18 protein-coding genes are annotated in these 20,403 nt (G+C 71.0%); 11 read left to right on the top strand and 7 right to left on the bottom strand.

Going from position 1 to position 20,403, the window contains the following annotated elements; translation table 11 throughout:
- The first annotated feature begins 1 nt into the window (after position 1).
- The 4 genes from WMF36_RS43180 (at position 2) to WMF36_RS43195 (ending at position 3,940) form a co-directional block, all read left to right on the top strand.
- On the top strand, positions 2-664 hold the full coding sequence (locus WMF36_RS43180) for an NUDIX hydrolase (protein WP_437576686.1): 663 nt from the start codon (positions 2-4) through the stop codon (positions 662-664).
- Positions 664-1,611 carry an NAD(+)/NADH kinase gene (locus WMF36_RS43185; RefSeq protein ID WP_437576687.1) on the top strand — a complete coding sequence of 316 codons (948 nt, stop codon included), beginning with the start codon at positions 664-666 and terminating at the stop codon, positions 1,609-1,611. Before WMF36_RS43180 ends, WMF36_RS43185 begins: the two co-directional genes overlap by 1 nt.
- A 417-nt stretch (positions 1,612-2,028) precedes the next feature.
- Positions 2,029-2,364, top strand: a complete 336-nt coding sequence (locus WMF36_RS43190) for an HU family DNA-binding protein (RefSeq protein WP_437482923.1) — start codon at positions 2,029-2,031, stop codon at positions 2,362-2,364.
- Between the two features lie 145 nt (positions 2,365-2,509).
- Positions 2,510-3,940, top strand: coding sequence for an ABC1 kinase family protein (locus WMF36_RS43195; protein WP_437576688.1), 1,431 nt, complete (start codon positions 2,510-2,512; stop codon positions 3,938-3,940).
- On the opposite strand, the gene WMF36_RS43200 is transcribed toward WMF36_RS43195, so the two are convergent.
- A complete protein-coding gene (locus tag WMF36_RS43200) occupies positions 3,937-4,605 on the bottom strand; it encodes a hypothetical protein (protein ID WP_437576689.1) in 669 nt (222 codons plus the stop codon). The two genes, WMF36_RS43195 and WMF36_RS43200, sit on opposite strands and share 4 nt — an antisense overlap.
- A gap of 99 nt (positions 4,606-4,704) precedes the next feature.
- On the opposite strand from WMF36_RS43200, the gene WMF36_RS43205 reads away from it, so the two are divergent.
- On the top strand, positions 4,705-5,982 hold the full coding sequence (locus tag WMF36_RS43205; protein ID WP_437495029.1) for a citrate synthase: 1,278 nt from the start codon (positions 4,705-4,707) through the stop codon (positions 5,980-5,982).
- Between the two features lie 104 nt (positions 5,983-6,086).
- Here WMF36_RS43205 and WMF36_RS43210 read toward each other — a convergent pair whose 3' ends face one another.
- On the bottom strand, positions 6,087-7,298 hold the full coding sequence (locus WMF36_RS43210) for a serine/threonine-protein kinase (protein ID WP_437576690.1): 1,212 nt from the start codon (positions 7,296-7,298) through the stop codon (positions 6,087-6,089).
- A 92-nt stretch (positions 7,299-7,390) separates the two neighbouring features.
- Positions 7,391-7,612: a hypothetical protein gene (locus WMF36_RS43215; protein WP_437482911.1), complete on the bottom strand. Its 222-nt coding sequence runs from the start codon at positions 7,610-7,612 to the stop codon at positions 7,391-7,393.
- Positions 7,613-7,768: 156 nt separating this feature from the next.
- Between WMF36_RS43215 and WMF36_RS43220 the strand changes: the two genes are divergently transcribed.
- From WMF36_RS43220 to ggt, 4 genes are all read left to right on the top strand, one after another.
- Positions 7,769-8,866 carry a hypothetical protein gene (locus WMF36_RS43220; protein WP_437576691.1) on the top strand — a complete coding sequence of 366 codons (1,098 nt, stop codon included), beginning with the start codon at positions 7,769-7,771 and terminating at the stop codon, positions 8,864-8,866.
- An 87-nt stretch (positions 8,867-8,953) separates the two neighbouring features.
- Positions 8,954-9,994, top strand: coding sequence for a WD40/YVTN/BNR-like repeat-containing protein (locus WMF36_RS43225; RefSeq protein WP_437576692.1), 1,041 nt, complete (start codon positions 8,954-8,956; stop codon positions 9,992-9,994).
- A gap of 271 nt (positions 9,995-10,265) precedes the next feature.
- Complete coding sequence (locus WMF36_RS43230; protein WP_437576693.1) at positions 10,266-11,024, top strand: hypothetical protein; 759 nt, start codon at positions 10,266-10,268, stop codon at positions 11,022-11,024.
- 188 nt (positions 11,025-11,212) lie between these two features.
- Positions 11,213-13,105 carry a gamma-glutamyltransferase gene (gene ggt / locus WMF36_RS43235; protein WP_437576694.1) on the top strand — a complete coding sequence of 631 codons (1,893 nt, stop codon included), beginning with the start codon at positions 11,213-11,215 and terminating at the stop codon, positions 13,103-13,105.
- Between the two features lie 68 nt (positions 13,106-13,173).
- Here ggt and WMF36_RS43240 read toward each other — a convergent pair whose 3' ends face one another.
- Positions 13,174-13,899 (bottom strand): universal stress protein, encoded by a 726-nt coding sequence (locus WMF36_RS43240; RefSeq protein WP_437576695.1) that lies wholly within the window; start codon positions 13,897-13,899, stop codon positions 13,174-13,176.
- Between the two features lie 125 nt (positions 13,900-14,024).
- Between WMF36_RS43240 and purB the strand changes: the two genes are divergently transcribed.
- Together purB and WMF36_RS43250 are read left to right on the top strand one after the other, a co-directional pair.
- Positions 14,025-15,323 carry an adenylosuccinate lyase gene (purB, locus tag WMF36_RS43245; protein WP_437576696.1) on the top strand — a complete coding sequence of 433 codons (1,299 nt, stop codon included), beginning with the start codon at positions 14,025-14,027 and terminating at the stop codon, positions 15,321-15,323.
- Between the two features lie 48 nt (positions 15,324-15,371).
- The gene (locus tag WMF36_RS43250) at positions 15,372-17,168 is read left to right on the top strand and encodes a DUF885 domain-containing protein (protein ID WP_437576697.1); all 1,797 of its coding nucleotides are present in this window, start codon (positions 15,372-15,374) and stop codon (positions 17,166-17,168) included.
- Between the two features lie 38 nt (positions 17,169-17,206).
- Here the strand turns inward: WMF36_RS43250 and WMF36_RS43255 are convergent, their stop codons facing one another.
- From WMF36_RS43255 to WMF36_RS43265, 3 genes are all read right to left on the bottom strand, one after another.
- Positions 17,207-18,787 carry a lactate racemase domain-containing protein gene (locus WMF36_RS43255; RefSeq protein WP_437482891.1) on the bottom strand — a complete coding sequence of 527 codons (1,581 nt, stop codon included), beginning with the start codon at positions 18,785-18,787 and terminating at the stop codon, positions 17,207-17,209.
- 76 nt (positions 18,788-18,863) lie between these two features.
- Entirely contained in the window at positions 18,864-19,526 is a 663-nt protein-coding gene (locus tag WMF36_RS43260) for an HAD family hydrolase (RefSeq protein WP_437576698.1), read from the bottom strand.
- Positions 19,527-19,599: 73 nt separating this feature from the next.
- Positions 19,600-20,367 (bottom strand): phosphoadenosine phosphosulfate reductase family protein, encoded by a 768-nt coding sequence (locus tag WMF36_RS43265; RefSeq protein WP_437482885.1) that lies wholly within the window; start codon positions 20,365-20,367, stop codon positions 19,600-19,602.
- Positions 20,368-20,403 lie beyond the last annotated feature (36 nt).

A 20,403-nucleotide genomic window follows, 5' to 3' on the forward strand; every position in this document is an offset into this window, starting at 1 on the left:
CATGCGGCTACCTCCCTTCCCGAAGCTCGCGCTCAGGCTGGTCCGGACGATCCCCTCGCTGGACGGCCCTGGTTTCCTCAACGTGCGACGCCAAGTGTTCCGCGTCGAGTTCCCGGACGGCTCGCTGAGCGACCCGTTCACCTACGACAGCGTCGATCGCGAGCGCCTCGATGCGGTGGTGATCGCCCCGCATTACCGCGACGCGGACGGGCGCCGTCATGTCTATCTCCGCTCGGCGCTCCGGCCACCGGCCGCGACCCGTCCTCCCGAGGTGTGCCCGTTCCCGGAGGCGCCGACGCTCGGCGCGCTCTGGGAGCTGCCCGCCGGCCTCGTCGAGCTCGACGAGCGGAGCCCCGAGGGCCTGAAGCGCTCGGCCGCGCGCGAGCTGCTCGAAGAGGTGGGCTTCGACGTGCCTCCGTCGGAGCTCCAGCCGCTCGGTCCGTCGTCGTTCCCGACGCCGGGCATGGTGGGCGAGCGGCACTTCTACTTTCACGTCGAGGTCGATCCTGCGCGCCAGGGCGCGCCCCTCGAGGACGGCTCCCCGCTCGAGCGGTTCGCCGTCATCGTGGCCGTCCCGCTCGACGAGGCGATCGAGCTCACCCGGCGCGGCGTGATCGAGGACGCGAAGACGGAGGTGGCGCTCCGGCGCCTCGCGGAGCTCTGATGCCGGAACAACCTCTCGCGCCCGCGCAGCGACGTCCCCCCCGCGTCGCGCTCGTCGTGAAGCGCTCTGCCTGGAGGATCTACCGCGAGGAGCGGAAGGACCCGCGCATCACGCGGCTCATCGAGGCCGGCGACGCCGCCGTCGCGCGCCTCAAGGCGTCGCACGAGGCGCACGAGCAGACGGTGCGCGAGGTCAAGGCGGCGCTCGACGATCTCGGCGTCCGCATCGAGGTCCTCGCCGGCGCGGGGCAGTCCTTCGACGCGGGCGAGCTCGATCTCGTGATCACGGTCGGCGGCGACGGGACGCTCCTCAGCGCGTCCCACAACGTCGGCGACGTGCCGATCCTCGGCATCAACAGCGCGCCGGGCCACTCGGTCGGCTTCTTCTGCGGCGCGACGAGCGCCGACGCGGCGGACGCCATCGCGAAGGCGCTGCGCGGCTCGCTCCGCCGGGCCGTGCTCGCCCGCATGCAGGTCACGGTGAACGACAAGCTCGCCACGGCGCGCGTCCTGAACGACGCGCTCTTCTGTCATATCTCCCCCGCGGCCACGTCGCGCTACGTGATCCGGTTCGGCAAGGCGGAGGAGGAGCAGAAGTCGAGCGGCTTCTGGATCGGCCCCGCGGCCGGCTCCACGGCCGCGCAGCGCTCCGCCGGCGGGCGCGTCCTGCCGCTCACCTCGAAGTGCCTCCAGCTCGTCGTGCGCGAGCCCTACACCCCCCACGGCGAGGCGTACCGCTTCGGCCACGCGCTGATCCAGCCGGGCTCCTCGCTCGTCGTGCGGAGCAAGACGCACGACGCGAAGCTCTTCTTCGACGGGCCGATCCACTCGGTGAACGTCGGCTTCGGCGACGTGATGGAGTTCGCCCAGGCGCCGCAGTCGCTGACGATCCTCGGCCTCTCCACCAAGCGGAAGTGGGGCGCGGGCTCGGCGGTGAGCCGCCGCTAGGCCCGTGACGCGCCGCGGGCAGGCCCGGTATCAGCGGGTCGGCGCGGCGCGATCGCGCGCGGGGCGGGGTGGAGGAGGGCTGTCGGCCGAGGAGGCTCGGCTCGACGAGGGCGCGCGCGCGGCCGGGATCGCCTTCAACGGAAGGGGATCGGGTGATCTCCTACCCCGAGCGCCCGGCGTCGGGCCGCCCTCGCGGCGGGCGCATGAGGCCTGAAGAAGGGGCGATCTCGGCCGTTTTCCTGGGGTTTTGGCGACCCGCGTCAGGGCCCCCCGGCGGTCCTTCCGCCGGAGCGACGCGCCCCCCGGGGCATGAAACCCCTTTTTTTGTAGCTCCGATCGATGATTCGACACTGGATCTGCGGCGGCCGTTGTGTTTCCTTTGGCGCGCAAGAGGCACAAACCTCAGGAGGAATGAACATGGCGGCGAAGAAAACCGACGGGAAGAAGAGCACGTCGCTCAGCAAGAGCGCGCTGATCAACGCGGTGGTCGAGGCGAACGAGAACGAGGTCTCGCGCAAGCAGGTCAAGGCGATCCTCGAGGCGCTGACCGACATCGCGTACAAGGAGCTCAAGAAGAACGGCATCTTCACGATGCCCGGCTTCGCGAAGTTCCGCGTCATCAAGAAGCCCGCCACCAAGGCGCGCGAGGGGACCAACCCGTTCACGAAGCAGCCGATGACGTTCGCGGCCAAGCCGGCCAGCAAGTCGGTCCGCGCTCGCCCCATCAAGGCGATCAAGGACTCGCTGTCCTGAGCCGATCCGGCTCGCTGGAGGGCTCCTGGACGCGGCGAAGGCCCGCGGCGGCCCCCCTCTCCGGGGATCCAATCGTCCCCGGGGAGCGAGCATGGCTGGCCCCGCGCGGCCCCTGCGGTAGCATGGTGCGGCTGCTCTGCCGCACATGACGCTCGCCGTCCGACTCCTCCGCGCGCTGTTTACATTCTCGGTCATCCTGACGAGCTACCTGATCCAGCTGGGGCTCGGGCGGGTGTTCGCGATGCGCCTCGGGCGCGGCCGCGCCGCGCGTGAGCTGCCTGGCTGGCTCACCGCCCGCCGCGCCCGCGTCGATCAGAACAACGCCCGACGCCTGCTGCGCGCCATGCTCAAGCTGCGGGGCGTCTTCATCAAGCTCGGCCAGGTGCTGTCCATCATGGGCGGCTTCCTCCCGCGGGCCTACGGCAAGGAGCTCGAGCAGCTCCAGGACCAGGTCCCGCCCCACCCCTTCAGCGATCTCGAGGCCGCGCTGCGCGCGAGCTTCGGTCGCTCGGCGAGCGAGCTGTTCGCGTCGATCGAGCGCGCGCCGCTCGCGGCCGCGTCGCTGGGGCAGGTCCACGTCGCGCGCCTCCGCGACGGCCGCAAGGTCGCGGTGAAGTTCCTCTACCCGGGCATCCGCGGGATCATCGCCGTCGATCTGCGCGTCCTGCGCCTCGCCATCCTTGTCTACAAGCGATTCGTCCCGGTCGGGCGCATCGAGCGGGTGCACGAGTCGCTTGTCGACCTGCTCCGCCGCGAGACCGACTACCTGCACGAGGCCGCGTGCATGGAGCGGATGGCGGAGAACTTCGAGGGGGACGCGGGCGTCGCGTTCCCGGAGGTCATCCACGAGCTCACGACGCGCGACGTGCTCACGATGACGTTCATGGAGGGTATCAAGATCACCCGCCTCGACGCGCTGCGGAGCGCGGGCGTGGAGCCCTCGGACGTGGCGCTCCGGCTCGTGCAGGCCTTCTACAAGATGCTCTTCGCGGATCGCTTCTTCCACGCCGATCCGCACCCGGGGAACTTCCTCGTCGCCGCGCGGAGCGCGGAGGAGGGCGGCGGCTTTCGCCTCGTCGTCCTCGACTTCGGCGCGATCTGCGAGGCCCGGGACGAGCTCATCGACGGGCTGCTCGACATCCTGAAGGGCATCTTCGCGCAGGACGACGCGGCGGTCGTTCGCGGCTTCCGGCGCATGGGCTTCGCCGCGCCCGGGGCCAACGACGCGCTGCTCGAGCGGACCGTGAAGGCCTATTTCGCGAAGCTGCTCAAGATCCGGGATCGCACGCCGGCGGCGCTGATGCGCGCCCGCCCCGAGCAGCTGGAGAAGCTGGCCGATCCCGAGCTCGAGCGCGGTGAGCTCCAGGAGCTGATGCGCTCGTTCGAGTACCCCGAGGACTGGTTCTACGTCGAGCGCGCCTGTGTCCTCCTCTTCTGGCTGGCCGCCCAGATCGACCCCAACCTCGACACGATGGTGGCCGGCTTCCCGTATCTGATGCCGCTGATGGCCGAGCGCGAGGCCAGGGCCGGGTCGGACGGGCCGAGCCCGCCGGCGCGCCGGACGCCCGAGCGCTAGCGAGACGGGGGGTCGAAGCGCGGGCCGGGGCGGGCCAACCCGAGCCGCGCCAGGAAGGGCGCATAGCTCGCGTCGCGATCCTCCATGATCTCGGCGAGCCTGGCCTTGACCTCGGCGATCCCTGCCCCTTGAAGGCGCCGGTAATTGTCCTCGGCAGGGTCGGCCACAGGCTCGACGCCCGCCCCGGCGAGGACGGTCCCCGAATGGTTCAACCCCTCTGGAATCGTTTGCACGAATGGGTCCGGCGCGTGCCGGAGGAGGCCGACGAGCCGGTGCGAGTTGCTCTCGTCCCCCGCCATCTCGGGGTGGAACGCGGCCAGCACCGGCGCGGGGGTGCGCAGCCGCCGCAGCTGTTCACCCAGGCGCGACGCGAACCGCTCGAACTGGGGCGACGGAGTGTGGATGCACGGGAAAACCAGGTGGACGACCGCGGACTCGGCCTCCAGCACGGCCGCCAGCGCCGTCTCCAGGACGGGCTCGCGATCGATCAGGACGTAAAAGCGTCCGAATCCGGTTGCGGCGTCGCGCATGAACGGGCAGAGCCGGTGGCGAGCGATGACCTCGTCGGCGTAACGCCCGTGGACCCGCCGCACCTCGGCCGCGAGCCGAGGCGCCTCCGGGTGGTGGACCAGCTCCCCCCGCACGACCGTCTCGTTCAATCGCATCACCTCATTTCTTGAGGAAGAAATCTGCCCTCAGCTCGTGATAGCTTACGCCGCGCTGCGGCGGAAGGAGGAGGCGTGCAGGAGACCGCGAAGTTTACGCTGAATAAGAACGGTGTGGAGCAGACGATCGAGCTGCCTGTGATCACGGGCACCGAAGGGGAGAAGGCGATCGATGTCGCATCCCTTCGCTCGAAGACCGGGTACGTCTGCATCGACCCGGCCTTCGTCAATACGGCCTCGACCACCAGCTCCATCACGTTCCTTGATGGGGAGAAGGGCGTCCTCCGCTACCGCGGCATCCCGATCGAGCAGCTCGGCGAGAAGTCGACCTTCGTGGAGACCTCGTACCTCCTGATTTACGGCAAGCTGCCGAGCAAGAGCGAGCTGTCGAGGTTCTCGACGCTGCTCACCCGGCACTCGCTCATCCACGAGGACATGAAGCGCTTCTTCGACGGCTACCCGTCGACGGCGCACCCGATGGCGATCCTGTCCGCGATGGTGCTCTCCCTGTCGAGCTACTACCCGGAAGCGATCGACGTGAAGAACACCGAGCACCTCGACATCACGATCGCGAGGCTGCTCTCCAAGGTGCGCACGATCGCCGCGTTCTCGTTCAAGAAGTCGATCGGCCAGCCGTTCGTCTACCCGCACAACTCGCTCTCGTACTGCGCGAATTTCCTCAACATGATGTTCTCGGTCCCGGCGGAGCCGTACGAGATCGACGAGGACATCGTGAGGGTGCTGAACCTGCTCCTCATCCTGCACGCCGATCACGAGCAGAACTGCTCGACGTCGACGGTGCGCCTCGTCGGCAGCTCGAAGGCGAACCTCTTCGCCTCGGTCGCCGCGGGCATCTGCGCGCTGTGGGGGCCGCTCCACGGCGGCGCGAACCAGGAGGTCGTGACGATGCTCGAGGCGATCCGCGCGGACGGCGGCGACGTCTCGAAGTTCATCAAGCTCGCGAAGGACAAGACCTCGGGCTTCCGCCTGATGGGCTTCGGCCACCGCGTCTACAAGAACTACGACCCGCGCGCCGTCCTCATCAAGGCGGCCGCCGACAAGATCCTGGCGAAGCTCGGCATCAAGGATCCGCTGCTCGACATCGCGCAGCGGCTCGAGGAGACCGCGCTGCGGGATCCGTACTTCGCCGAGCGGAAACTCTACCCGAACGTCGACTTCTACAGCGGCATCATCTACCGCGCGCTCGGCTTCCCCACGAACATGTTCACCGTCATGTTCGCGCTCGGTCGCCTCCCCGGCTGGATTGCCCACTGGAAGGAGATGAACGACGATCCGAGCGGCAAGATCGGCCGCCCGCGGCAGATCTACACGGGCGAGAACGCCATCGACTACACGCCGCTCGACGACCGCGCCTGACCGCGGCGGGGCCCCCGCGGCCCCGCCTGCAGCCCCCGAACCCTCCCTGCCACGCGAGACCGCCGCGCGCCTGCCGCCTGCCGCGGCGGAGCCCTCGCGGCCCGTCAGCAGCTCAGCAGCAGCAGGACGACGAGCACCGCCACGATGACGCCCGTGGCGAGCGAGGCGCTGCCGACGAGCAAGAGCAGCTTGCCCGTCGACCATTGCGTGAGCGGCGTGCCGGCGCCGCGCGGCACCGTCGCGCTGTCGTCGAGCGTGCGCTCCGGCCGGCTCATCGAATGGGCGGGGACCGCGGCGGGCTCCACCACGGTCGGCTGCGGGCGGGCGCTCGGCGACACGCCGCCGCCGGGCGGGGGCGTCAGCGGCGGCGCCGGCTGCGACAGCGGCTGGCCGGCGCGGATCCGCCCCTCGAGGACGGCCTGCGCGTACGGGGGCGGCCCGCCGGCAAGCACCGTACGGACGTCCGCGCGCATGGTCTCGGCGTTGGGGTAGCGGTGGAACTTGATGAACGCCAGCGAGCGATCGACCACGGCCGCGACGGCGGGCGAGATCCCGGGCGCCACCGAGGCGAGCGGCGGCGCCGGCTCGGTGGCGGCAGCGATGACCTCCATCGCCTCCGTCACCTCGCCGTGCACCTGCCGGCCCGAGAGCAGGCGGAACATCGTCGCCCCGAGCCCGAAGAGATCCGTGCGCCCGTCGATATCGTGGATGAGGCCCGTGGCCTGCTCCGGCGCCATGTACGTCGCCGTGCCCATGATCATGCCGGTCTTTGTCGCGGTCTTCTCGGGCAGGCCGGTGAGCCCGTCGACGACGCGCGCGATGCCGAAATCGAGCATGCGGACACGGCCGTCGTTGCCGAGGTGGATGTTCTCGGGCTTGAGATCGCGGTGCACGACGCCGCGCGCGTGCGCGATCGCCAGCGTCTCGAGGACCTGGTCCGCGAGCGCGAGCACCTCGCCGGGCGGCATCGTCCCTGTGCGCGCCATCCGATCGAAGAGCGTCTCGCCCTGGAGCGCCTCCATGGTCAGGTACGCGAGCCCCTCCGGCGTCTCGCCGGAGCCGAGCACGCGCACCACGCCGGGCACCGCGTCCGCTCCGCCGAACGTGTTCCCGATGAAGCCCTCGCGCAGGAAGCGCTTCCGCACCTCCGCTATCGCGTTGAGCTCCGGGTGCAGCACCTTCAGCGCGACGTGCGAGCCGTCCGCCGCCCGTCCGAGCAGCACGCTCCCCATGCCGCCGGTGCCGAGCACGCGCTCGATCCACCACGTTCCAGCGAACGTCTTGCCGACCCAGTGCTCCGCGTCGTCGTCGTACACGCCAGGCGCCCTTGTTCGACCCGCCACCCTCCGAGGAGAGGGATGCTCGGCGGCGAAGCAACTGGTAGGCCGCACCGCGGCAGGCGCGCAAGTTAATTGATGGAGGTCGTGCCGAAACGGGGGTCGTCGTCAAGCCGCTCGGCCGCCGTCTTGACCCCGGAGGCGACACCGCGGAACGCGTCAGCCGGCATGCGGAACGTCACGCCGGGGCCGAGGAGTGTCACGTGGACGGTACCGCACCCGCACCGGGTGACGCGCGTCGCCTCATTCGAGGCAAGCTCCGTGTGTGGACCGCATTTCTTGGGCGCCGCCATGGTTGAACCTCTCCCACATCCTAGCAGCTTCTGCCCCTGTTCGGCCACGACGGCCCGGCCCCCGACGGATCCATGCTGGCCTCGTGACACCAGGGTCCTGAAATTGCCCAACGGTGTATATCTCCATCATTGCTGCTCCATTGCCTGGAGGGACTCATGGCTGCTCGACCGTTGACGCTTGGTTTGCTTGTGCTGGGTGCTGCCGCCTGCATTGACGACCGCCCGAGCCCCGTACCGGGGCCGGTGGTGGACGAGTCGCTGCTCGATCCGCCTCCGGCGGGCGAGGGCTTCCAGATGCAGACGGAGGACATCGAGGTGCCGCCGGGGGTCGAGCAGCAGGACTGCTATTTCTTCAAGGTCCGCGACCTCGCCGCGTCGAACGGGCTGGACCCGGACGCGCCCGTGAACCTCCACCGGGTGCAGATCGCGCAGCGCGACGGCTCGCACCACATGAACATCTTCCGCGTGCGGACCATCAAGGGGCTGGGGCCGGAAGGCGGGCTCCTTCAGAAGAACCAGGACGGCGTGGGGGAGTGCTTCAAGAGCCCCAACTGGGCCGACTGGCCGCTCCTCGCGAACTCGCAGCAGAACGGGCAGCTCGACTGGGAGTTCCCCGAGGGCGTCGCGAACGTCCTCGGGCCCGACGAGTGGCTCATGCTGCAAACGCACTACGTGAACGCGACGTCGCAGAAGACCCCCCAGGCCGTCGGCCGCGTCCGGGTGAACTTCTGGGCGCTGCCCACGGAGCAGGTGACGGCCGAGATGGGCACCGTCTTCGCGACGAAGCAGTCCATCCGTGTGTGCCAGTCGAACCCGCGGCCCACGTTCGAGGGCTCGTGCCAGATCAACAGTCCATCTCCCGTGAAGGTCATCGGCGCCAACGGCCATTTCCACAGCCGGGGCACGCGCTTCGACATGTACGCGTGGGATGGCACGACGATCGGCACGCCCCCGGCCTCCGATCTCTTCTACACCTCGAGCTCGTGGGACGACCCGCCGATGCTCACCTCGCCGGAGCTCGACCTGGAGCTCCCGAAGAACGGCGGCGTCTGGTACGGCTGCACCTACGAGTGGCAGCCGCCGGACCCCGCCGTGGGGTGCAGCGGCCTCGACGAGTACGACGTGACAAAGAACGCGACCTCCGAAGAGCAGCTCGATTGCTGCTACACGTTCGGCCCGATCGTCGAGAAGAACGAGCACTGTAACATCTTCGTCTACTACTATCCGAAGCAGGACGACGTGTTCTGCAACTGAGCTCCCGGACAGCCGCGCGCGGCGCGCGCACCGACAGCATCGCTCGAGCTCGCTCCCAGCCAGGTCTTCAACCCAATGCGCACCTGCTTGCATCCCGTTGCCGTGATGGCGCTCGGGGCGGCCGCCCTCGCCGGCTGCCCCGACAGTCCTGTGACGCCGCCGCCGGATGACGGACCGCCGGCGTGGCGCGTGCTGCTCGACGAGGCCGACCTCGATCGGGCGGTCCTGTCGATCTGGGGGACGGCGCCGGACGACGTGTTCGCCGTGGGGGGGCCGCTCGGCAACACGGGGCTCGCGTCGCTCGCGCTGCATTACGATGGGTCGACGTGGCGTGAGCTCCCGGCGGGCGGAGAGGAGACCTTCTGGTGGGTGGCCGGCTCCGGTCCGAAGGACGTCTGGATGGTCGGCGAGCTCGGCCGTGCCGTGCGCTGGGACGGCGAGGCCTTCACCGAGCACCACACCGACACAGACGCTACGCTGTGGGGCGTAATCGCGTTCGCTCCCGACGATGCCTGGGCCGTGGGCGGCACGCCCGGCAGCGGAGCGGAGGGGGAGAAGGATATTGTCCTTCACTGGGACGGCAGCGCATGGTCGAGAGAGCCGCTGCCCGAGGAGCCCGGCCGCGCGCTCTACAAGGTCTGGGGCACGTCGTCCGACGACCTCTATGCCGTCGGCGAGTTCGGCGTGATCTGGCATCGCGCGGGCACGACCTGGGAATTGCAGTCCGAGCCGCCGATCGCGCAGGGCACCTTGTTCACGGCCGCCGGCTGCAGCCGTGACGAGGTGTACGCCGTCGGCGGGAGAGACGTGCTCCGCTCGGACGGCGAGGCGTGGCGCCGGCTCGAGATCGAGCTCACCAACGACGTGAACGGCGTCGCCTGCGGCCGCCCGGGCGAGGTGGCGATCGTCGGTTACGGAGGCCTCAAGCAGCGCCTCGTCGGCGGGGCCTGGATCGACGAGTTCACGGAAGAGCCGTATGCCGACCTCCACGCCGTCTGGGCCGACGGGAACGGGGCCTTCTGGGCGGTCGGCGGGGACTTCCTCAGCCGACCGACGCCGGGCAGGGCCCGCAAGGGCGTGGTGGCGCGCTACGGAACCGGGCAGATCGCCGACACTGTGAGCCGATGATCACCAGGCCGCATGTCCTCTCACCAGCCCTGACATGCGCGCAGTATGGCATGTCGCCTCAGCGCGCCGTGAACTCGGCGACACGCCACGGCGGGGCGAGCACGACCGTAGAGACTTTTTTCCTGGGAAATGCTTCAAGGGGTGGTGCTGGTCGTCCGATTGCAATACCCGCGGAGACCACACGCGGCTCCCGCGCTCCCAACCCAGGAGAATTGACATGCGACGGACTATTGCTCAGCTTGTTGTAAGCGTATTTACTTTTGCTGTTCCCGTGCTCGTTGCTTCTACCGCATCAGCCCAGCCCAACCCCTGTGGAAACCTCCAGGCCGCGGCGGCCGGACAGTGCGAGATCCGCACCTCCGGCGGCTGCCAAGGGTACTGCGAGCCGGTCCAGTTCACGGCGGAGTGCTCGGGGAAGTGCAATGCCACCGCGCAGGCCTCGTGCACGGGCAGCTGCCAGGCGGACTGCGAGGGGGAGTGCAACGTCGACCCGGGGAGCCTGGACTGCGAGGGGAGCTGCACGGCGAGCTGCAAGGCGAACTGCAGCGCCAATTGCTCGGCGAGCGCCGATGGATCAGGGGCGCAGGCGGATTGCGAGTCGTCGTGCAAAGCGAGCTGCGACGGCGAGTGCAACGTCAGCTGCGAGGGGACCCCGCCGAGCGCGTCGTGCGACGCGAAGTGCGAGGCGAGCTGCGAGGGGGAGTGCAACGTCGAGGCGAACATCGACTGCAACGTCGACTGCACGACCGAGCTCAAGGGCGGGTGCGAAGTGCAATGCTCCACGCCGGACGGCGCGCTGTTCTGCAACGGGCAGTACGTCGATGTCGCCGGGAGCGTGGAGGAGTGCAAGAACTGGCTGCTGACGCAGGGGGTCGAGGTGGAGTTCCACGCCGAGGCCGAGGCTGAGGCCAGCGTCTCCTGCGCCGCCGCGCCGGGGTCGTCCTCGTCCGCGCCGTTCGCGGGCACCGGGCTCGCGGCGCTCGTCGCGGGCGTGGGCGTGGCCGCCGCGCGCCGCCGCAAGCGGTCCTGAGCGAGGTCCGGCGCACCTGACGGCGCAGGCGAGGCCGTGGAGGCGCCTCCAGACGGAGGCGCCTCCACGGCCTGTCGCGCGCCGCGGGGGAGCGCACCCTCGCATCGTGCATCGATCCTCCAGGCCGGGTCGCCCCGCGCGGCCGGGCCTGGTTTCTCCGGCACCGTAGTAGATTCGCGCCCACCTTGATGACCCTGCATCGTCGCTCGAGGCCGCGCTGGGTGCTCGCCCTCGCGCTGCTCGCCGGCTGCGAGGCCCGCACGCCGCCCGCCCCGCCCGCGGCGGCGCCCGCGACCTCCGCCGCGCCGGCCCACGCCAGCGCCTCCGCGGCGCCGAAGGCCGCGAGCGCCCCGGCGCCGCCGGCGGCCGCCGTGGCGGATCCGGAGCCGCTGCCCCCGGATCCGCCCGTCGCGCTCGCCTCGGGCGGCGCGCGGGCGGTGCGCGGCGACGCCGGGCTCGTGACCTCGGTCGAGGAGCACGCGACGCGCGCCGGCGCGGACGTGCTGCGGCGCGGGGGCAACGCGATCGACGCGGCGGTCGCCGTGGCGTTCGCGCTGGCGGTGACCCACCCGAGCGCGGGCAACATCGGCGGCGGCGGCTTCATGATGGTCCGCCTCGCGAACGGCGAGACGCAGGCGATCGACTTCCGCGAGGCCGCGCCCGCGTCCGTGACCACCGCGTCGAACATGGCCATGGTGCGCGCCGGCGCGTACGGCTACGCGTCGGCCGGCGTCCCGGGCTCGGTCGCCGGCCTCGCCCTGGCGCACGAGCGGTTCGGCACCCGGCCGCTCGCCGAGCTGCTGGCCCCCGCGATCTCCCTGGCGCGCAAGGGGCACCGCCTCGGCGCGCGGCAGGCGCTGACGCTGCGCTGGTCATGGCCCCGGCTGAAGGCCGACCGGGCCGCGAGCGCCATCTGGGGGCGGGGCAAGGCGCCGCTCGCCCAGGGCGAGCTGGTGCGCCAGCTCGATCTCGCCCGCACCCTGGAGACGCTCGCCACCGAGGGCCCGCGCGCGTTCTACGAGGGCGCGATCGCCCGGAAGATCGCCGCCGCCATGCGCGAGCGCGGCGGCCACATCAGCGAGGGCGACCTGCGCGCCTACCAGGCGAAGTGGCGCGCGCCGCTCCGGTTCTCGTACCGCGGCTTCACCGTCGACACGATGCCGCCCCCGTCGATGGGCGGCGTCGCGCTCGCCGAGATCATGCTCACGCTGGAGAGGCTGAAGGCGCACGAGGCCCCCGCAGACTCCGGGCTGTCGCTGCACCTGTTCGTCGAGGCGGCGAAGCGAGCCTACGCCGACCGGCGAAAGGTGAGCGCCGACCCGGATTTCGCCCCGCCCGGGACGGCGCAGCTGCTCGCGAGGCTCCTCGACGGGAGCGCCCTCATGCGCCGCACGCCGCCCATCGACCCGGAGCGCGCCACGCCGGCGGGCGAGATCGCGAGCGCGGCGGGCGCGCTTGCGCCGGAGTCCCCGCAGACGACGCACTTCTCGGTGATCGACGCGCAGGGCAACGCGGTCTCGTGCACGACCACGCAGTCGGCGAGCTTCGGCGCGAAGATCGTGATCCCCGGGACGGGCATCCTGCTCGGCAACGCGATGGGCGCGTTCTCCGAGACGGGCATCAACGCGGTCGCGCCGGGCAAGCGCATGGCGAGCTCGATGACGCCGACGCTCGTGAGCCGGGACGACAGGGTAGCGCTCCTCCTCGGCTCGCCCGGCGGCGATACGATCCCGAACACCGTGGCTCAGGTGCTCCGCAACCTGGTCGACCACGGGATGACCATCGACGAGGCGGTCCGCCGCGCGCGCATCCACCACCAGTGGCTGCCGGACCGGGTGCGCGTCGAGCGGCTGACGCCGCCGCCGCGGGCCGCCCTCGACGACCTCGCGCGGCGGGGGCACGCGGTCGTGCTGGACCCGATGCCGATCGGCGACGCGAACAACATCCTCGTCGACGCCGCCGGCGTGGCGTGGGGGTACGCCGACACGCGCGAAGGGGGCACGACCGAGGGGGTCGGCGCGCCCGACAAGCTCGGGCCGGCGGCGCAGGCCGGCGCGCCGCCGCCGTCCGGCGCGCGGTAGGTCGCGGGCGGGCGGCGGCATCGAGCGGGCGGCGGCATCGAGCGCGCGGCGGGTCGCGCGCGCCGGCGTCAGCGCAGCCTCGGGTCGTACTCGGCCGCGTCGGCGTCGTCGTCCTCCTTGGGGCGCACGACGACGACCGGGCACGGCGCGTTTCGCACGATCCGATCGGCGGTCGAGCCGCCGAACAGCCGCTGGAGCGGCGACTGCGGGTGCGTGGCCACGACGATGAGATCGGCGCTGAGCTCCCGGGCGAGCGCGACGATGGCCCGGTCGGGGCGGCCCGTGCGGAAGTGCATCGCCATGAGCCGGGCCTGGCCGTCCGCGAAGCGGTGCTGGAGCACCCGGAGCGAGGGCGGCGACGACGCGCCCGGCACCGTCACGTCGCGCACCGCGGGGGCGACCTGCCGCGGGCCGACGACCACGGCGTGGATCTCGGTCTCGCCCCGGAGCGCCGCCAGCTCGAAGGCGAAGCGCCACGCCCGCCCGCCCGGCTCCGACAGGTCCATCGCGACCACCACGATGTACGGCTTCACGCGGCGAGCGGCGCGCGCGCTCGCGCGGGCCGGCTCGCTCGCGGGGGCGGCGGCCTCGCCGGCGCGCCCCGCTGGCTCGTCCCGGGCCGGCTCGCCCCGGCCAGACCCGCCCGGGGGGGCCGCGGGCGCCTTGACGGCTCCGGTCGGCTCGCTCGCCCCCGCGGGCAGCGTCTCCGGCGCGGTCTCGCTCTCCTGGGGCGGCGGACAGGCGACCGACCTGCCCAGGTGGGCGTGCGCGGGCGCCGGTGCTTCGGTCGGCATCGCGCGCAAACGTTTGCAACGCGCCGCGCGACCGCAAGCGTCGTGCGGCCCGTTGCGATAGCGAGCGCGTGCCCCGGACCACTCCATCCTTGACGCACCCTCCAGACCTTCGCAGCGTCCCGCCCATGATCCCCCGCTACACCCCGTCCGAATTCGAAGATCTCTGGTCGCCCGCCACCCGATTCTCGACCTGGCTCGAGGTGGAGCTCGCCGCCTGCGAGGCGATGGAGGCCGAAGGGCTCGTGCCCGCTGGCATCGCGAAAGGGATCCGCGCGAAGCAGCTCTCGCTCGATCCGGAGCGGATCGAGTCGATCGAGCGCACGGTCAAGCACGACGTCATCGCCTTCCTGACGCACGTCGAGGAGCTGGCGGGCGAGGGAGCGCGGTGGCTGCACCGGGGGATGACCTCGAGCGACGTGCTCGACACGAGCCTCGCGATCCTGCTCGTCCGCGCGGCGGACATGCTCTCGGCCCGGCTCGACAAGCTCTGCGACGCGCTCGCACGGCGCGCCAACGAGCACCGGCGCACCCCGATGATCGGCAGGAGCCACGGCATCGCGGCCGAGCCGGTCACGTTCGGCCTGGCGCTCGCGGGCCACCTCGCCGAGATGAAGCGCGGAAGGGCGCGCCTGCTCGCCGCGCGCCAGGCGATCGCGGTCGGGAAGATCGCCGGCGCCGTCGGGACGTACGCGCACCTGTCGCCGCGCATCGAGGAGCGCGCGCTCGCCGCCCTAGGCCTGCGCCCCGAGACGGTCTCGACGCAGATCGTCGCGCGCGATCGCCACGCCGAGTTCTTCGCCGCGCTCTCGCTCATCGCGGCGGGCATCGAGCGGCTCGCGACCAACGTGCGGCACTGGCAGCGCACCGAGGTCCGCGAGGCGGAGGAGCGCTTCTCCGTGGGCCAGAAGGGATCGAGCGCGATGCCCCACAAGCGCAACCCCATCCTCAGCGAGAACCTGTGCGGCCTCGCGCGCATCGTGCGCGCGGCCGTGATCCCCGCGCTCGAGAACGTGTCGCTGTGGCACGAGCGCGACATCTCGCACTCGTCGGTCGAGCGGATGATCGCGCCCGACGCGACCTCGACGCTCGGGTTCATGCTCGACCGCGCCGCGGGGCTCGTCGACGGGCTGGTCGTCTACCCCGAGAAGATGCGCGAGAACCTCGATCGCACGGGCGAGCTCTTCTTCAGCGAGGCGGTGCTGCTGTCGCTCGTCCAGAAGGGCAGGCCGCGGCAGGCGGCCTACGAGCTCGTGCAGCGCTGCGCGATGCGCGCCATCGCGGGCGAGGGCCGCTTCCGCGACAACCTCGCCGCCGACGCCGACGTCGCCGCGCTGCTCGCCCCGGACGAAATCGCGCGCTGCTTCGACCTCGACCATGCGCTCTCGCACGTGGACGCGATCATCGATCGAGCGCTCCGCGACTAGCCTGCGCCGTTGACCTGCACAGGCCGGTTTGACAGGCTCCGGCCCGCCATGGCCGTACCTGCCTCCACCCCCGTCCGCCGCCCGCGTCGCCTCGCGGCGCTCGCCGCGCTGCTCGCGCCGCTCGCCGCCTGCAGCGGGGGCGCCTCGGCGCCGCCTCCGTCCACCGGCACAACCCCGCCCCCCGCGGCGCCTCCGGCGGCCGCGGCGCCCGCGGAGCCCGCGCGGCCGCCGGAGGCGCCGCGGGAGCCGTTCGCGGCGCTGCGCGACCGGATCCTGCGCGAGTGGGCGACGGACGAGCCGGCGTTCGCGCGCTCGCGCGGGCTGCACGACCAGGACGGCAAGGTCGGCGACTACTCCGCCGCGGCGATCGAGCGGAGGCTCGCGCGCCTCTCGCGGGATCGCGCGGCCCTCGCCGCGATCGACGCCGCGGCGCTCTCCCCCGACGAGGCGCTCGACCGCGCGCTCGTCCTCCAGCAGATCGACCTCAAGCTCTTCCACGGCAGGGATCTCGAGGACTGGCGCCGGCAACCGCAGTTCTACGGCGAGCTGTTCGGCGTGAACCACTACCTCGATCGCGCGTATGCGCCGCTGCCCGAGCGCGCGAGGCGCCTCCTCGAGCACGAGAAGGCGGCGCTGGCCCAGGTGCCGCGCATCCTCGAGAACCTCGCGAGCCCGCTGCCGAAGCCGGTGGTCGAGGTCGCCGTGAAGATCTTCCGCGGCTACGCCGAGTACCTGCGCGGCGACGTCGTGAAGCTGCTCAAGGGCGCGGGCGACGCCGCGTTCCAGGCTGATTTCGAGAAGACGAACGCGGCGCTCGCCGGCGCGGCGGAGGGGCTCGCCGAGCACCTGGCCAGGGTCGAGCTGCCGAAGGGCGACGCGAGCCACGTGCTCGGGGAGGCGCGGTACAGGAAGCTCCTTCTCGCGCAGGAGGGGCTCTCGATCCCGCTCGCCGAGCTCAAGAAGATGGGCGAGGAGGACCTCGCGGCGAACAAGGCGGCCTACCAGGAGCTCGCCCGGAAGGTGAAGGCCACCCGGCCGAAGGCGGACCTGCTCCTCGCCGAGGCGACGCGGGTGATGGAGGCCTCGCGCAGGTTCGTCGTCGACCGGGGGCTCGTGAGCCTCCCGTCCGACGAGCGGGCGCTCGTGAAGGAGACGCCGCCGTACATGCGCTGGAACTCCGCGTTCCTCGACGCGCCGGGGCCGTTCGAGCGGAAGGGGCTCGAGGCGTTCTACTACATCACGAAGCCCGACCCCTCCTGGCCCAGGAAGGAGCAGGAAGAGTACGTGATGTCGCGCGGGACGCTGATTTCGACGACCGTGCACGAGGTCTACCCGGGGCACTTCGTCCAGGGCCTGTGGGAGAACCGCGCGCCGACCGAGGCGCAGAGGATGTTCGGGAGCTATTCGTTCGTCGAGGGCTGGGCCCACTACGCCGAGCAGATGATGATCGAGGAAGGGTTCGGCAAGGAGGACCCGCAGAGCCGGCTCGGTCAGCTCACGGACGCGCTGCTGCGCAACTGCAGGGTGGTCGCGTCGCTCGGCGTGCACGCCGAGGGCATGGGGCTCGACGAGGCCGAGCGCCGCTTCGTCGACGACTGCTTCCAGGATCGCGCGACGGCGCGGGAGCAGGCGGTGCGCGCGACGTTCGACCCCGGCTACTTCGCCTACACGCTCGGCAAGATCCAGATCCTGAAGCTCCGCGACGAGGCGAAGGCGGCCCTGGGCCCGGCGTTCTCGCTCCGCCGCTTCCACGACGCGCTCCTCGCGCACGGGTCGCCGCCCGTGCCGCTCCTCCGCGAGCGCGTGCTCGCCGAGCTCAGGGCGCCGGAAAAGAAGCAGCCTTGACGAAGGCCCGCGGGCCGCGCTCCCGGGCGGCGCGCCCGCTACGCCGTCATGTCGGCCATGAAGATCGGCGGGCTGTGGAGGGCCATGATCTCCGGCGTGGGCGGGGCCGACTGCTTCGCCATCCGGAGCGCCTCGTCCATCGTGCGCGCCGTCTCCCAGCCGAGCAGCTGCGGGATGTACTCGTTGTCGGCGCCGACCACGATCATCCGGCCGATGTGCTGCCGGCCCGCCTCGCCCCAGTACCACATGAAGAACGGGTGGGTCGGGTGGTACGCGTGCCCGAAGCGGTACATCTCGATGTACGCCGGGTTCTCCGAGAACTTCTTCTCGTACCGCTTGTGCAGCTCCATCGCGTCGCGCGTCTCCGGCAGGAGCCGGTGCACGAACTCGATGTACGGGGCGTGGTGCTCGTTGTCGAACAGGTCGGTGCAGGGGTGGAGGATGATCATCGTCCCCCCCTTCTTGAGCATCGGCGCGCCCCGGTAGAGGTTGAACATGTAGCCGTTCGCCATCACCTGCACGAGCAGCGGGTTCAGGAACGAGTTCACGTTGTACGGGCTGATGTACGGGATGCCCGTGATCAGGATGTCGGCCTGGCCCGTGACCGGGACGAGGTACTGGTCGAAGCTGCGCTTCAGCGTGTGCTCGTGGACGGCCTCGGTCTCGCCGGCGAACACCCCGGTCACGCCGTACGGCGACGGGACGCGCTGGAAGATCGCCTGGCGCGCGGGCTGCGGCACCTTCGACAGCGTGAAGCGGAGGGCGCGCAGCGCGCTCTTCTCGCCCGCGCTCAGGTCGTCCTCGTTCCGGGCGAGGAACTCGAGCGGGCGATCGAACATGCGGTTGTTGATCGTCGTCTCGATCGTGAAGACGTTGAGCTTCTTGTTGGCCAGCCGGCCCATGCGCTCGACGCTCGTGTGCAGCGCGGAGCTCTTCGGGTCCATGTACGAGTAGCAGTCGCGCATCACCCGCGGGTTGTGGTGCGCGCGCAGGCTCCTGTACCCGCACAGGCCGACCGAGACCGACTTGTGCCCGCCGTCCATCGGCACGAGGTTCAGGTTCACGTAGATCACGAGATCGCTGTCGACCGCGCGCTTGTTGAGCTCGACCTCCTCGCCCACGTCGGTCGTGCCGATGTGCTTCATGTTGGCGAGGTTCTCGGCGTCGTGGTTGTAGAGCTTCTTCGGCCAGTAGGCGTTGAAGATCCTGTCGCCGACGATGTGGCGGACCTCCCAGTCCTTCATCCGCCGGTGGACGCTCGTGGCGATGATGATCTCCACGTCGTCGACGCCGTAGTCCGAGAGCAGGTCGAGCACGATGGTGAGCACCCGCTCGCGGATGTCAGGCCGCTTCATCGGGGGCAGCGGCAGCGAGATGTCGTCCACCGCGATCGTGACCTTCATCCCCGGGCGGAGCTTCGCGTAGAGCGGCTCCGAGTTGTACGGGTGGTTGATCGCGTAGCGGATCGCGGCGTCGACGTCCTTCAGCGGCTCGAGGGGCGGCTTCGCGTAGAGCACCCGGGTGCCGGTGGGCAGGTCGACCTCGACCAGCTGATCGCCTGAGAAGAGCACCCGGGGGGCGCTGCGGCTGTCTAGCGTGACGACGCAAGGATGGCTCATGGGGCTTTCAGAGCAGGGGGTGCGACCGTGTTGGGCTGTGGCGTGGCTCCCCGCCGTCGTCCGGCAGGGGCCGGGGTCATGCGGCGAGGTGGAGGATCGGCCAGTGGTAGGCCTGCGCGAGCAGCTTGAGCTTGCGGTCCGGGTTCACCGCCGCCGGGTAGCCGACGACCGAGAGCATCGGGACGTCCGAGTAGCTGTCCGAGTAGGCGAAGCACTCGTCGAGGTCGTGCCCGTGCGCGTGCGCGTGCTCGCGGATGAGGCGCGCCTTCTCGGGCCCGGCCACCACGGGGCGCAGGAGCTTGCCCGTCGCGAACCCGTCCTTCACCTCGAGGCGGTTCGCGATGATGCCGGTCGCGCCGAGGTGCTCGGCGAGCAGCTGCATCAGGAAATCCAGCGCGCCGGAGATCAGGACGACATCGTGCCCCTTGTCGAGGCTGCACTTCACGAGGTCCCGCGCCTTGCCGTAGATGGCCGGCTTGAGCACCTTCGCGAACGCCTCCTCGGCGAGCGCGACGAGGCGATCCTCGGAGACGCCGTCGAACGAGCTGAAGAGCAGCTCGTTGAAGAGGCGCCGATCCTGGAGCTCCGCCATCGCCATCCAGGGCGCCTTCACCAGAGCGCGGCCGAGCTTCGCAAGGCTGTGCATCGGCGTCGGCTGGTTCAGCATGTAGAACACCGTCGGGTGCACGAGGTTGGTCGTGACCAGGGTGCCGTCTACGTCGAAGTAGCTCGCCGGCATGCAGGGCAAATCTCCCTGCATCCCGTTTGAGTCAAGATCGAGCTGCCGCGAACCGGCGTTCGCAGGCGAATCGTCACGCCGCGAAGAGGCGCTCGTACCGGTCGTCGAGCTCGATGCCGCCGTCGGTCTCGCCCCGGTCGACCGGGTTGATCCCGCAGTATTCGACGCTCGCCAGGTGGCGCCAGCGCCCGGCGCGCTCGGGCTCGTCGGGCAGCACGGGCGTCGTGCACGGGAAACAGCCGATGGTGCGGAAACCCATGGCGTGCAGCGGGTTCTCGATCGCGTCCGGGTGCGCGGCGAAGTGCGCGTCGAGCGCCTCGCCGCTCAGCGAGGCGAACGGGTGGACGCGGAGCACGTTGTTCGCCGGGTCGAGCCCGAACGGCGCGACCTTGGCGCGGGCGCCGCCCTCGCCCCGCCGGAGCGCCGCGACGAGCGCGTCGTAGCGGCCGCGGAGGGCGCTCAGCGGGGCCGACTTGCGGAGGTCGCAGCACCGCTCCTGGCCCTCCTTCGAGAGGTAGAGCAGCCCCTCCTCGCGCGTCTGCTGCGCGAAGGTGCGCTCGGGCGAGAGCGTCACGACGCGCAGGTGAGGGTGGGTCCGCGCGAGCTCGTCGCGGGTGGCGAGCGTCTCGGCGTGGAGCACGCCGGTGTCGACGAAGATCACGTCGAAGGGGAGCCCGGCCCGGTCGGCCATGTGGCACAGCGCGGTCCCGGCCCGCTGCATGCTGCTCATGATGGCCGCGCGGGGGCCGAAGGACTCTCGGACGAAGCGGAGGAGCTCGACGGGCGACGCGCCCTGGAAGCGTCGGTTCAGCGGTTCGAGGTGTCGCTCGGTGATGCGCATGGGCGATGGATAGCAGAGCCCGTTTCCCTGATCCGG

The sequence above is a fragment of the Sorangium sp. So ce887 genome (assembly GCF_051521455.1).
Lineage (GTDB): Bacteria > Myxococcota_A > Polyangia > Polyangiales > Polyangiaceae > Sorangium.

Bases quoted from the DNA above. Each gene is read 5' to 3' on its own strand.
- WMF36_RS43180 (WP_437576686.1), top strand. From the start codon at position 2: ATGCGGCTACCTCCCTTCCCGAAGCTCGCGCTCAGGCTGGTCCGGACG.
- WMF36_RS43185 (WP_437576687.1), top strand. From the start codon at position 664: ATGCCGGAACAACCTCTCGCGCCCGCGCAGCGACGTCCCCCCCGCGTC.
- WMF36_RS43190 (WP_437482923.1), top strand. From the start codon at position 2,029: ATGGCGGCGAAGAAAACCGACGGGAAGAAGAGCACGTCGCTCAGCAAG.
- WMF36_RS43195 (WP_437576688.1), top strand. From the start codon at position 2,510: ATGACGCTCGCCGTCCGACTCCTCCGCGCGCTGTTTACATTCTCGGTC.
- WMF36_RS43200 (WP_437576689.1), bottom strand. From the start codon at position 4,605: ATGCGATTGAACGAGACGGTCGTGCGGGGGGAGCTGGTCCACCACCCG.
- WMF36_RS43215 (WP_437482911.1), bottom strand. From the start codon at position 7,612: ATGGCGGCGCCCAAGAAATGCGGTCCACACACGGAGCTTGCCTCGAAT.
- WMF36_RS43220 (WP_437576691.1), top strand. From the start codon at position 7,769: ATGGCTGCTCGACCGTTGACGCTTGGTTTGCTTGTGCTGGGTGCTGCC.
- ggt (WP_437576694.1), top strand. From the start codon at position 11,213: ATGACCCTGCATCGTCGCTCGAGGCCGCGCTGGGTGCTCGCCCTCGCG.
- WMF36_RS43240 (WP_437576695.1), bottom strand. From the start codon at position 13,899: ATGCCGACCGAAGCACCGGCGCCCGCGCACGCCCACCTGGGCAGGTCG.
- purB (WP_437576696.1), top strand. From the start codon at position 14,025: ATGATCCCCCGCTACACCCCGTCCGAATTCGAAGATCTCTGGTCGCCC.
- WMF36_RS43250 (WP_437576697.1), top strand. From the start codon at position 15,372: ATGGCCGTACCTGCCTCCACCCCCGTCCGCCGCCCGCGTCGCCTCGCG.
- WMF36_RS43255 (WP_437482891.1), bottom strand. From the start codon at position 18,787: ATGAGCCATCCTTGCGTCGTCACGCTAGACAGCCGCAGCGCCCCCCGG.
- WMF36_RS43260 (WP_437576698.1), bottom strand. From the start codon at position 19,526: ATGCCGGCGAGCTACTTCGACGTAGACGGCACCCTGGTCACGACCAAC.
- WMF36_RS43265 (WP_437482885.1), bottom strand. From the start codon at position 20,367: ATGCGCATCACCGAGCGACACCTCGAACCGCTGAACCGACGCTTCCAG.